This is a genomic window from Agromyces sp. NPDC127015 (assembly GCF_042725165.1).
GTDB lineage: Bacteria > Actinomycetota > Actinomycetes > Actinomycetales > Microbacteriaceae > Agromyces > Agromyces chromiiresistens.
Map to the genome: position 1 here is coordinate 259,109 of NZ_JBHXDI010000002.1, position 12,473 is coordinate 271,581.

Sequence of the window (12,473 nt, forward strand, 5' to 3'; positions counted from 1 at the left end):
CCCCGCCGTGGGCGAGCCCCACCGCGGCCCGCGCACGTTCCCCCTGTGCGCGGGCCGCGGCCGAGGCATCCGTCGCGGGTATCGAGGCGGCGCGTCGCGCCCCCTCAACCCGCTGAACCCTCAGTCGCCCTTGACGTTCACGATCTGCCGCAGCGTGTGCCGCACCTTCACGAGCGGGGCCGCGTCGGCCATCACCCGGTCGATCGGCTTGTACGCCTGCGGAATCTCGTCGATGAACGCGTCGGTGTCGCGGAACTCGATGCCCACCATCGCCTCACGCAGCTGCTCGTGCGTGAACGTCTTGCGGGCCTTCGACCGCGAGTACTCCCGGCCGGCGCCGTGCGGCGACGAGTTCAGCGACATCGTGTCGCCGAGCCCCTCGACGACGTACGAGGCGGTGCCCATCGAGCCCGGGATGAGCCCCGGCCGACCGACGTCGGCTTGGATGGCGCCCTTCCGCGACACCCACACCCGCTTGCCGAAGTGCTCCTCGCTCTCGGTGAAGTTGTGGTGGCAGTTGATGCGCTGCCGCTCCTCCACCGGGGTGCCCACCCACTCGGAGACCTGCCGGATGACCCGGTCCATCATCTCCTCACGGTTGAGCAGCGCGAAGTGCTGCGCCCACCTGAGCTCGGCGATGTACCGCGTGAACTCGGGCGAGCCCTCGACGAGGTAGGCCAGGTCGGGGTTCGGCAGCTCGATCCACCACTGCTTCGCGAGCCGCTGCGCGATCTTGATGTGGTGCTGCGCGATCTTGTTGCCCACGCCCCGGCTGCCCGAGTGCAGGAACAGCCACACCCGGTCGGCCTCGTCGAGCGACACCTCGATGAAGTGGTTGCCGCTGCCGAGCGTGCCGAGCTGCTCGCGCCAGTTGCCCGCGTACCGGGCCGGGTCGAAGCCCTTCGCCTCGGCGAGGGCCTCGAGCTCGGCGACGCGCGGCTCGGCGGTCGCGACGATCTTGCGGTTGTACTTGCCGGCCGAGAGCGGGATCGCGCGCTCGATCTGCTCCCGCACTTCCCTGCGGCCCTCGGGCAGGTCGGATGCCTCGAACTGCGTCTGCACCGCGATCATGCCGCAGCCGATGTCGACGCCGACGGCCGCGGGGATGATCGCACCGAGCGTCGGGATGACCGAGCCCACCGTGGCCCCGAGGCCGAGGTGCGCGTCGGGCATGAGCGCGAGGTGCGGGTAGATGAACGGCATCGTCGATGAGACGCGGGCCTGCTCGACGGTCAGCTCGTCGAGCAGGCTCGCCCACGAGACGAGCCGATCGGAGATCTTCTCCATGGTCCTTTCCTGTCTGGTTGAATTGCGTCGGCTCCGCGTTGCGGGGCCGACTTCGAGTTCCTCGGGCCCGAGGGTCTCGTCGCGCGCAGACAGAGAAACACCCCGGGCCTCGAGCGGCACGGGGTGACGGATTCGCGAGTGGTCGCGGGCGTCAGGGTGCCTGGTCGAGAAGCTGGTCGAGTACACGGGTGAACCCGCGCTGGGCGGGCTGGTTCGCGGGCTCGACGAAGGCCGGCTTGTTCGTGCGCTGCAGATGCACGCTCATGGCCGCCTCCATTCCAGATTCCGGGGATGCCGCGCGGTCGGCGCGGCCTTGGCACACTAGCGGGGTTTCGGGGCAGGGGTCAACACCGGGTCGACGCCATGGCATCACCGCGCGACGGCGACGGTGCGCATCGGCAGCGTCGGAACGAGCACCTCGAGGTAGGCGACCGTGTCCTCCCAGCCGTTCACCGCATGACATTCGACGCCCATGGCGAGCACCGGGTAGTCATTGCCCTGCTCGTCGAGCCGGTCGCCGACGAAGAGCATGTCGCCGAGCGGGATTCCGGTCTGCTCGGCGAGCCGGGTCATGCCGTAGGCCTTGTCGATGCCGCGGTCGGTGATGTCGACGGAGGTCGAACCTCCCGAACGCACCTCGAGGTCGGGCAGCAGGGCTGCGGCGGCGCTGCGCAGGGCGTCCTTCTTCTCACCGGTCGGGTCCCACGCCGACTTCGCAGCGACGGGGGCCCGCTGCCCGAGCGCGGAGAACGTGATCTGCGAACCCCGGTCCTCCAGGATGTCGCCCCAGGTGCGTGTCTCCCACAACCCGAGCCGGCGCGCTTCGGCCTCGACGACGGCGAGCGCACGCGACTTCTGGTCGTCGGTGAGGGGATGCAGGTAGACCTCGGCGACCCCCTCGATGCCGACGCGGTAGTACTGGGTGCCGCAGGCGGGCAGGAGGTGGAAGTGCGAGAGCCGCTCAGCCCCGGCGTCGGGGAGCCGGTCGATCACCTGCGACCTGAACTGGCCGAGTTGCCCGCCGGAGATGATCGCGACCTCGACGCGGTCGGCGAGCTCGAGCAGGAGCTCGCCGATCGAGGGCTCGATCGCCGTCTTCGAGGGCGCGAGCGTGTCGTCCAGGTCGAAGGCGACGAGGCGCGGGGTCGGCATCGGGCGTCTCCTCAATCGTCGACGCCGGGCGTCTGGTCGGCGCGGTTCCGCGGCGGAGCCGTGCTCCCGCGGACCACGAACTCCACGGGCGGCAGTTCGACCGGCGCCGGCGCCTCACCCTCGACGATCGCGACCAGCGTCCGAGCGCAGGCACTGCCCCATTGGAACACGTCCTGACGCACCGTCGTCAGCGGTGGGATGACGTACGGCGCGAGCGGGATGTCGTCGAACCCGACGATGGACAGGTCACGGGGCACCCGCACACCGCGATCGATCGCGGCGGAGACGCCGGCGATCGCCATGATGTCGTTGGCGTAGATGATCGCCGTCGGCGACTGCGGATGGTCGAGGAGCTCGTGGGTCGCGCGCGCGCCCGACGCTCCGGTGAAGTCGCCGACGACGACCGGTCCGGGCTCGAGCCCCAGGAGCGTCATCTCGTCGGCCCACGCCTGACGGCGCACGCGCGAATGCACGTAGCGGTCGGACCCCGCGACGTGCGCGATCCGCTGGTGACCCAGGGCGTGGAGGTGACGCACTGCGCGTCGGACCCCGGCGGCGTCGTCGAGTCCGATCAGCGAGGGGTCGTCCTCGGCCGAGCCGAGCTGCACGCACGGCATGCCCAGCGCCTCGAGCGCGGCGGGGCGCCCGTCCTCGATGCGGAGATCGGTGAGGAACACGCCGTCGACGCGCGCCTCGTGGGCGAACCTCGAGTAGGCGTCGCGCTCCGCCTGCTCGCTCTCCACCACTTGCAGCACGAGGGCGTAGCCCACGGTCGAGAGCGTGCTCTCGACGCCGGCGACGAACTGCGGGAAGAACGGGTCGGTGCTCAGCAGCTCGGGTTCGCGCCGGATGACGAGGCCGAGCGCCTGAGCGCGGCTCCTGGAGAGCGCACGCGCCCTGGCGTCCGGCCGCCAGTCCAGCTCCCTGGCCGCCTCCAGGATCCGCTCCCTCGCGGTGTCTCCCACCCCCGGGCGCCCGTTGAACACGAAGGAGACCGCACTCTTCGACACGCCCGCCCGCGCGGCCACGTCGCCGATCGTGACCTTGCGATCCCGCTGCCCGTTCCTGATGCCGGAAGCGGCCGAGCCGCTCGGGCTCCCCTCGTCGGTGGGTGTGACGTCCATGCTCCGAAGCATAGCGGGTGTTTAGCGAGTTTTAGCTCACCCTGGATCACGGAATCGCCCAGATATACCGGCGAAACGCAGAGATCCGAACCGCGCTGCCCGGGAGAGTTGACCGATGTCACCAAAACCGGTTTACTAGGGACTCGTCACCGATGGCCGGACTCCTCGCAGAGGTCGCCGACCATCGGTCGTACCGAAGTGAGGAGCATCGCGATGGGCAGTGCCGCGCCAGCGCATCATCCGGGCAGCGCCCACCCTCGCCGCAGCGGCGGTGCCCTCCGCCGCTGGCTCGGCGAGAATCCCCTCGGCATCCTGCTGAGCGCGCCGTACGCGATCTTCGTGATCGTGGTCTTCCTGATCCCGTTCGGGTTCGGGGTCTGGATGTCGTTCCACGACTTCTACTTCACGGCTCCCGGCGTCGAAGTCCCGCATCCGTTCGTCGGGTTCGACAACTTCGCGACGGTCATCAACGATCCCGCGGTGCAGCAGGCGTTCGGCAACCTGCTGATCTTCCTCGTCATCAACGTGCCGCTCACCGTGGTCCTCGGCCTGCTGCTCGCCTCAGGGCTGGATGCCGCGGTGCAGTGGCGCGGGTTCTTCCGCATCTCGTACTACGTCCCGTACATCACGGCATCGGTCGCGACGCTCGCCGTCTGGATCTTCCTGTTCAACAGCAACGGCGTCGTGAACTCGCTGCTCGGCCCGCTCGCTCCCGAACCCTCGTGGCTCGCGAATCCGACGCTGATCATGCCGCTCATCGCGCTGTACGTCACCTGGAAGAACCTCGGCTTCTACATCCTCCTCTACCTCGCCGCGCTCCAGAACGTGCCGAGCGAGCTGCACGAGGCGGCGCAGCTCGACGGCGCCGGACGATGGCAGCGCTTCCGCTCGGTGACGCTGCCTGCGGTTCGCCCCGTGACCTCGCTCGTCGTACTGCTGTCGATCATCACCACCGCGCAGATCTTCACCGAGCCCTACCTCCTCACGGGCGGCGGTCCCAACGGCGCATCCATGACGCCCGCGCTGCTCATGTACCAGCTGGGCATCCAGCAGGGGAAGCCCGACATCGCCGCCGCGATCGGGATGATCCTCGTCATCGCCGTGCTGATCGTCTCGCTCATCTCACGACGCATCACGGAGGGCAAGGACCGATGACCGCATCGACCCCGAGAGCCGAGCGCCCCGCCCACCGAGGCCGCGTGGTCGGAGTGCTCCGCTTCGCGCTGCTGCTCGTCGGCGCGCTCCTCGCCCTCGTGCCGTTCTACTACATGGTGATCGGCGCGCTGCAGCGCGAGCGCGACACGAGCCCGCTGGGGCTGCTGCCCCTGCCCGGCAACCTCACGCTGAACAACTTCATCGAGATCAACGAGTCGGTCGATCTCGTCGGGTCGCTCATGAACTCGCTCATCTTCACGATCGGGGTCGTCGGCTGCACCCTCGTGTTCGGGCTGCTCGTCGGATACGCCCTCGCGGTGCTCTCGTTCCGCGGTCGAGGGGTCGTGTTCGCGCTCGTGCTCCTCGTGCAGACGATCCCGTTCCAGCTCCTCATGATCCCGCTGTATGTCATGGTCGTGCGGTACTTCGGCCTCGCCGACAGCTTCATCGGCATGATCCTGCCGTTCGCGATCAACTCCGTCGCGGTGCTGATCTTCCGGCAGTACTTCCTGCAGATCCCCCGCGACGTCTTCGACGCGGCGCGGATCGACGGCGCGAGCGAGCTGCGCATCCTGGTCTCCATCGCGGTGCCGCTCGTGCGTCCGGCCGTGCTCACGGCGATGCTCGTGACCTTCATCGGCCCCTGGAACGAGTTCCTCTGGCCGTTCCTGGTGACCAAGGATGCCTCGAAGCAGACCCTCGCCGTCAGCCTGGCGAACTTCTCACAGACCAACGGAGCGTTCCTCGACAACCCCATGGGCGCCGTGCTCGCCGGTGCCTGCGTGCTCGCGGTGCCGGTCGTCGTGCTCTTCCTCCTGTTCCAGCGGAACTTCACCTCTGCGAACCTCGGCTCCGCCATCAAGGGCTGAGCCGACGACTCCGACACCCTCCAAGGCAAGGTAATGACCCGACTCCACGACCAGACACGAACGACCGCAGTCCCCTACGCACTCCGTCGCCTCGGAACGATCATGTCCGCGGACCCGGGCGACCCGCTCGAGGCAGAGGGCGTACTCAACCCGGGCACGGCCTGGGGCGCCGACGGCGAGCTCTACCTCTACCCGCGCGTCGTCGCCGCCGGCAACGTCTCACGCATCGCCCGAGCCCGGGTCACGATCGTCGACGGGGTCCCCGTCGGCGTCGAGCGGCTCGGCATCGTGCTCTCACCGGATGAGCGGTGGGAGCACGGCCGGCGGAACGCCGGGGTCGAGGACCCGAGGATCACGTTCCTGGAGCCCATCGGCCTGCACGTGATGACGTACATCGCCTATGGTCCGCTCGGGCCGAAGCCCGCGCTGGCGGTCTCCAGCGACACGATCGAGTGGCGACGGCTCGGGCCGATCCACTTCGAGTACCAGCCCGAGCTCGAGACGGATCTCAATCTCTTCCCGAACAAGGACATCGTGTTCTTCCCCGAGCTCGTCACGGCGCCCGACGGACGTCAGAGCCTCGCACTGCTGCACCGACCGATGTGGGACCTCGACTGGCTTCGTCCGGGTGAGGGTGCACGCACGCCCGCGGGCATCGACGACGACCGCCCCTCGATCTGGATCGGCTACGTCGACCTCGAAGCCGTGCAGCGCGACCCCGCGGCGCTCACCCGGGTGCTCGGCTCGTCGATGATCGCCGCTCCCGAGATGGCGTACGAGACCGCGAAGATCGGTGCCGGCCCTTCTCCGCTGCGCGTACCCGAGGGCTGGCTGCTGCTGCACCACGGGGTGTCGGGGGCGACGCCCAAGGGCTTCGAGCTCGCCCATGGATCGCGGTACTCGGCCGGCGCCATGCTGCTCGACGCTGCGGACCCACGGTGCGTCATCGCCCGTTCCGCCGAACCGCTGCTCGAACCGGAGACCTCTGAGGAGCTGCACGGCACGCTCGGCAACGTCGTCTTCCCCACCGCGATCGAGCAGATCGGCGACCGCCGCTTCGTCTTCTACGGAATGGCGGACTCGTCGATCGGCGTCGCGGAGCTGACCCGCCTGGAGTGAGCGGCGAAACCCGCAGGATGCAGCGCCCGGGACTCGAGTCCCGGGCGCTGCGTCGTTCGGCGGGCCCGTCGCTCCCGAGCCCTCGTCCGCGGTCATACGGGATCCGGCACGACGAGACCCCGATCCAGCACCTGGATCGGGGTCCGTCGTTCACGGGGCGGTCGGGGGCCGCGTCACCGCCTCATCGCCCGTCGAGGCCGCCGACTGCGGCTTCGAGATCGGCCGTGGCGCGGTCGACCTGCGCCTGCGTCGAGGAGGTCGCGGCGAGGATCGCCTTCGCCGCTTCGAGTGCGCGCACCATCGTCGCCCAGGTCGGCGCGGTGTACTCGCGGCTGTCGAGCGCGTCGGCGGCGTCGACCTGCTCGACGAGGGCCGCCCGGTCGGCCGTGACGGTCACGTCGCACCACGCCAGCTCGTCGCCACCCGAGTGACGAAGCAGTACCCGGGTGGCGCCCGGCTCGTGCGTCTCGATGCCGACCTCGACCCGGCCGTCATCGCCGAGGCGCGGCGTCTCGGAGATCGTCACGACCGAGGCATCCATCGGTTCGGCGGTGAAGGCGTCCTGCTGATCGACCGGCGACACCACACCGGCGAGCACGGCCGTGCCGTCGCGTTCGGCGACGAGCGCCTCTGCGCAGTCGAACGTGTAGCCGCCGTAGAGTTCGAGCTCCCAGATGTTGAGCCCGTACTGCGTGGCCGGCAGCCCGGCCACGCGGACGTAGCGGACATCGGCGGGACCGAAGTCGTGGACGTGCTTCAGCGAGGGCTGCACCGACGTCACCCGCGCGAGCTCGGCCCACTCGACGCCATCGGCCGAACCCTCGACGCGGTAGTCGTTCGAGGTGCCCGCCTCCCAGTTGACGACCGCCCGGGTCACGGACCGGGAGCTGCCGAGATCGACCTGCAGCCAGTGCTCGGCGCGCTGCCGAGCCGACGACCACTTCGTCCCGAGCGATCCGTCGGTCGCCTTGGAGGCGACGATCGTCGGGTTGTCGTTGTAGACGCTGTCGGCGGTGGCGGGTCGGTTCAGGGCGAGGTTCTCAGGGCCGCCCGGCACGCTCGGGGCGTCGACGACGGCTCGATCGGCGAAGATCTCGAACTCCCAGAGCGACGGCCCGTAGTTGAGGGCCCGCTTCACGGTCTGCATCCGGACGTAGCGCGCGGTCTCGCCGTCGAGCGCGATCACGTCGACGCCGCCGTCACTGCCCGCGCCGGGCGTCGTGTACGCGTCGCGCCACGTGGCGCCGTCGTCGGACAGCTGGATCCTGTACGACTTCGCGTAGGCGGCCTCCCACCTGAGCCGGACCGCGCCGACGGCCTGAGAACTGCCGAGGTCGACCTGCGCCCATGCGGTGTCGGAGTTGTTGCCCCGCCAGCGCGTGGTCGGATCGCCGTCGGCCAGCGTGTACACGAGGTTGTAGCCCGAGTAGCCCGATGCCCGCGTCGCACGGTCGATGGCGAGGTTGACGCCGCGGTCGACCTGCAGGTCACGGATCGCGAACGTTCCGCCCTCGCCGTCGAGCATCAGCACGCGAACGTGCGTCGCCGGCGTCGGTTCGACGGCCACGTCGGTGACGCCGCCCGTGCCGTCGGTGACATGCGTGCGATCCGTCCACGAGACGCCGTCCTGCGACGTCTGGATCAGGAAGTCGCTCGCGAACGCGTCGGCCCAGTCGATCGTGACCCCGGTGACCCAGGAGCCGCGCTCGAGCCGGCTGTCGACCCAGGTCAGGTCCTCCCTGCGCGAGGCCCAGACCGTGCTCGGGTCGTCGTCGCCGAGTGAGGCGACGCGACGGCCGGGTGCGGTGCTGCTGGCCGTGAAATCGGAGGTGGGGCTCAGCCGGCCCTTGTCGAGTGCCGCGGTCACCGTCTTGCCCGTGTTCTCGCCGGAGCCGAGGCCGAAGACACCGCTCCAGTCCTTGCCCTTCCCGGTGATGGTGAGTGCGACCGTGAGTCCGGGGCGGTCGGGGTTGGCGATGCTCACCACGGGCGTCTTGCCGCGTTCGTCGAGCATGACGACGCTCGGCTGGTCGACGGTCAGGGTGCGGCCGTCTCCGAGCTCGACGGAGCCGGCGCGGTAGAAGGCGGCCATCGTCAGGCGCAGCTCGTCGTGCCGCACCGCCTGCACCTCGGTGTCGTTGCGCAGCGTCCGCACGGCGGGCCGCTCGGCGTACGCCTCGACCTCGCCCGGCTCGGCGGCGGGCAGCACCGTGTAGTCGTAGGTCGCGGCGGTCGGCTTGGTGCCGTGGTCGACGAACAGCGTGAACGCGTCGCGACTGACCGGGTCCTCGCCCTCCCAGCTCCCGCTCTGCGTCGTGTTCGACACCTTCACGTCCTGGTCGGCGGCGAAGACGTACCCGACCTCGTCGTTGTACGCCCACTTCGCACCCGAGACGCTCACGGCCTCGGTGCCCGGGTCGACCGCCTTCCCGCCGACCGTGGCGTTCGCCTTGGCGACCGCCTGGTTCAGGGTCGTGTGCACCGGCGCGGCACTCGTCGAACGGATGCCGGCGCCCAGGGCGACCAGCTCGTCGTCGAAGGTGAAGTAGCTCTTCTGCGCGTTCGTTCCGGCGGTGTCGAGCGTGAGCACGCTCGCGCCGAACTCACCGTTCGAGACGCCGCCCGTGAAGCTCGCCCCGTCGCCGTTGCGTCCACGGTTCTCGAAGCCGCGCTCGGTGCGCTTCTCGTCGGGTGCGGTCACTCCCGGGTAGTGCCACCAGTCGAACGTCGGACCGAGGTCGAGGTACTCCCGGTTGTTCACCTGGATCGCGGTCGAGCCCATGGCGTTCCAGTACACGGGGTTCCCGAGTTCATCGCGATAGCCGGTCCGCAACTCGGCACCGAAGGTGCGCGACGAGTTCAGGCGGGTGAAGATGCCGTAGTCCGCCCTGAGGTGCGAGCTGAACTCCGAACGCCAGAAGTACTTGTCGCCGGTGACGCCGTTGGTGCGGGTCTCGCCGGTGATGCCGTCGAGCAGGGCCGCGTACTCGGTCGAGTAGAGGGCATCGGTGCGCGCCATCCGCTGCAGCGGCTCGATGAACTCGGACGCATGGCTGGTGACGCCTTGGATCGTCTTCGGCGGCCGGTAGTTGAGGTACAGCATCCCGATCTCGCCGCGGATGAGCCAGCGGGTGCCGTTGATGATGTAGAACGCGATCGAGTCCAGCTGGTCACGGGAGAAGGCGAGCGAGGTCCCGCGCGCCACGTCGGCCCAGAGCGCCGCGTAGGTGAAGAGCACCATGCCGTAGCCCTCGCTGTACAGCTGCGCGCCGTGCGCCCAGAAGCTCCCGTCGGGCTGGACCGCCTCCTTCACCGTGCCCGAGTGGTCGACGGCGATCGTCGCCACGATGGTCGAGAAACCTTCTGCGACCTTCTCGAGGTCATGGGTGGCGAGCGCCTCGAAGAGGTAGTTCGAGGTGCGCCAGGCGCCGTTTGCCCCGACGGGATCGAGCTTGCCCGTGTTGTGCTCGAGGCTCACGTCGAAGGCCGCGTCGTCGAGCTCGTCGCCGAGGAACATCGAGATCCGGCCCATCGCGATCGACTCGCCGATCTCGGTCTCCCACCAGTTCTGGTTGCCGGGGTCGACGCGATCCCACTGCAGCAGCGCGCGCCCGACGGCGTCGACGAGCCGCCGGTCTCCATGGCCCTCGGCCTGCGGATCGCGGTACGCCTGCGTCATCGCGAGCATGCGGTAGAGCGCGATGTACGGGGACCAGACCGAACCGTTGGCCGAGCTCGTCCGGTCGGCGTAGTCGACATCCGACCACGAACCGTCCTCGTTCTGGGACGCGACGTAGTCCATCGCCTCGGAGGTGCGCGCCAGGTAGATGCCGTTGGCGATGATGATCTCGTCGCCCTGTTCGAGGTAGTACTCCTCGAGGCGCGACACGACCGTCGCGACGTCGTCGTCGGCCGCGGCGGCCGGCGCCGCGACGAGTCCGGTGGCGCCGATCACGGCGGCGACCGTGATGGCGATCGATGTGGTGAAGCGTCGCATGGCGGGGCTCCTTTGCCGTTCTGCCGGATGCTGATGAGCGCGCGGACGCAGCCGGCCGGCGCTCGATCGTGGGGTGGTACGGGTCCCGGGGTGCGGAGCGCAGCCACGCACCCCGGGGAGGGCGTCAGCCCTGCGAGATCAAGGTGTCGACTTCGTCGGCCGCGGTCTTGAAGGTCTCCTCGAGGTCGCCGTCGCCCGCCTGCACCGCCTGCCCCCAGGCGTCGCGGAAGGTCTGCCAGATCTCCGTGGCGTTCGCGATGTTCGGCACGTCGACCGTGAGCGGCACGGACTCTGCGAACGTCGAGAGCACCGGGCTCGTCGCGAGGAACTCGCCGGCGATCTCATCGACGTCGCCGCGGATCGGGAACTGCCCGGTGGTCTCGAGCAGTGCCAGGTCGTTGTCGGCATCCATCGAGAACTTCGCGAAGTCCCACGCGGTCTGCTTGTTCTCGCAGGAGGTGTACAGGCCGACGTTCTTCGAGTCGCCGAAGGTGTAGGTGTCGGCCGCCGGCGTGCCGTCGGCGGTCGGCAGCGGCACGATGCCGTAGTCCACCTTGCCGTCGAACGCTCCGGCACCCCACGGGCCGGCGATGCCGAGAGCTGCGACGCCGTCCGCGAACGGACCGGCCCACGCGTCCCCGCTGTACGGCTCCGCCGAGGAGTAGCCCTCGGCGTAGAGGGCCTTCCAGAACTCGAGCGTCTCGAGCCCCTCCTCGCTCGCGAAGGATGCCTTGCCATCGGTGACCAGCTGGGTGCCGCCCGAGTTGGCGAGGAAGAACGGGTAGAAGTCGAACAGCGCGTTCGTGTAGTCGCTGGAGGCCGGCGGATACAGGACGAAGTCGGCCGCGCCGCTCTTCTTGATCGCCTCCGCGGCGGCCAGGACGTCGTCGTAGGTCGCGAGATCGGGGTTCTCGGGGTCGAGTCCGGCCGCCTCGAAGACGTCCTTGTTGTAGTAGAGCATGAACGGGTTCGCCTTCCACGGCACCTGGTAGAGGTCGCCGTCGGGAGAGCGGAATCCGTCGGCAGCCTCGCCCGACCGCTCGGTGATGAAGGACTCGCCGTCCTCGAAGGTCTGAGAGATGTTCACCAGGCCGCCCTGCTTCTGGAAGGCGGGCACGGCGGCGGGCGCCGTGTTGTAGACCAGGCAGGGCGTGTTGCCGGCGGTGATCGCGGCTCCGATGGCGTCCTCCGAGGACTTGCCGGAGGGAATGGCCTCGGCCGTCACCTGCTCGTCGGGGTGATCGGCGTTCCATGCGTCGACCACCGCCTCCGCCCACGCGATCTCCTGTTCGTTCGTCGAGTACCAGATGCTGATCGGGCCGGATGTCAGTTCGGTGCTGTCGGGCGCGCCCGACGACGCGCATGCCGCGAGCGGCACGGCGAGGGCCGCCAGGGCAACGGTGGCTGCTAAACGCTTCATTGCGAGGAACTCCTTCGTCTGGAAGGCGCTCGCGCGCTCTTCCTGCTGTGCTGGGGCCCTTCCCCTGCCACTCGCCCACACGTGCGCGAGGTGCTCGCATCCTCCGGGTAAGGGATTGAACACGGATAGTAAACCGGTTTTGGTCGGCAAAGTCAACCGGTCTCATTTCCTGGATCATCTCGCCGCCAAGTCGTGCGAATTCATGGCGGATAACGGTGACTTTGGGCGCTACCACTCCAGCTAAACTCACCTAAACTCTCGTTCTGAGGCCGAACGAGGCGCCTCGCTGCCGCCCATCGTCGAGGCATTCGACCGGTCACGGCCTCCACCGGAAGATCACAACTGGGTCA

The 12,473-nt window shown here is 69.1% G+C and carries 8 protein-coding genes; 3 read left to right on the forward strand and 5 right to left on the reverse strand.

The window, feature by feature from the left end; genetic code table 11:
* Positions 1 to 120: 120 nt before the first annotated feature.
* The 3 genes from ACFWGP_RS07520 to ACFWGP_RS07530 all read right to left on the reverse strand — a co-directional run bounded on the left by ACFWGP_RS07520 (position 121) and on the right by ACFWGP_RS07530 (position 3,563).
* Positions 121 to 1,287: an RtcB family protein gene (locus ACFWGP_RS07520; protein ID WP_275505315.1), complete on the reverse strand. Its 1,167-nt coding sequence runs from the start codon at positions 1,285 to 1,287 to the stop codon at positions 121 to 123.
* 369 nt (positions 1,288 to 1,656) lie between these two features.
* On the reverse strand, positions 1,657 to 2,439 hold the full coding sequence (locus ACFWGP_RS07525; protein WP_376930554.1) for an HAD-IIB family hydrolase: 783 nt from the start codon (positions 2,437 to 2,439) through the stop codon (positions 1,657 to 1,659).
* 11 nt (positions 2,440 to 2,450) lie between these two features.
* On the reverse strand, positions 2,451 to 3,563 hold the full coding sequence (locus ACFWGP_RS07530; RefSeq protein ID WP_231429881.1) for a LacI family DNA-binding transcriptional regulator: 1,113 nt from the start codon (positions 3,561 to 3,563) through the stop codon (positions 2,451 to 2,453).
* Between the two features lie 213 nt (positions 3,564 to 3,776).
* Here ACFWGP_RS07530 and ACFWGP_RS07535 point away from each other — a divergent pair, with 213 nt between their 5' ends.
* From ACFWGP_RS07535 to ACFWGP_RS07545, 3 genes are all read left to right on the forward strand, one after another.
* Positions 3,777 to 4,718 carry a carbohydrate ABC transporter permease gene (locus ACFWGP_RS07535; protein ID WP_376930555.1) on the forward strand — a complete coding sequence of 314 codons (942 nt, stop codon included), beginning with the start codon at positions 3,777 to 3,779 and terminating at the stop codon, positions 4,716 to 4,718.
* Positions 4,715 to 5,587, forward strand: a complete 873-nt coding sequence (locus ACFWGP_RS07540; protein ID WP_231429879.1) for a carbohydrate ABC transporter permease — start codon at positions 4,715 to 4,717, stop codon at positions 5,585 to 5,587. The genes ACFWGP_RS07535 and ACFWGP_RS07540 overlap by 4 nt, the downstream gene beginning before the upstream one ends.
* 102 nt (positions 5,588 to 5,689) lie before the next feature.
* Positions 5,690 to 6,706, forward strand: coding sequence for a glycosidase (locus ACFWGP_RS07545; protein WP_376930556.1), 1,017 nt, complete (start codon positions 5,690 to 5,692; stop codon positions 6,704 to 6,706).
* Positions 6,707 to 6,887: 181 nt separating this feature from the next.
* Here ACFWGP_RS07545 and ACFWGP_RS07550 read toward each other — a convergent pair whose 3' ends face one another.
* A complete protein-coding gene (locus tag ACFWGP_RS07550) occupies positions 6,888 to 10,703 on the reverse strand; it encodes a polysaccharide lyase family 8 super-sandwich domain-containing protein (RefSeq protein ID WP_376930557.1) in 3,816 nt (1,271 codons plus the stop codon).
* 124 nt (positions 10,704 to 10,827) lie between these two features.
* Entirely contained in the window at positions 10,828 to 12,123 is a 1,296-nt protein-coding gene (locus tag ACFWGP_RS07555) for an ABC transporter substrate-binding protein (protein ID WP_376930558.1), read from the reverse strand.
* Positions 12,124 to 12,473: the final 350 nt, after the last annotated feature.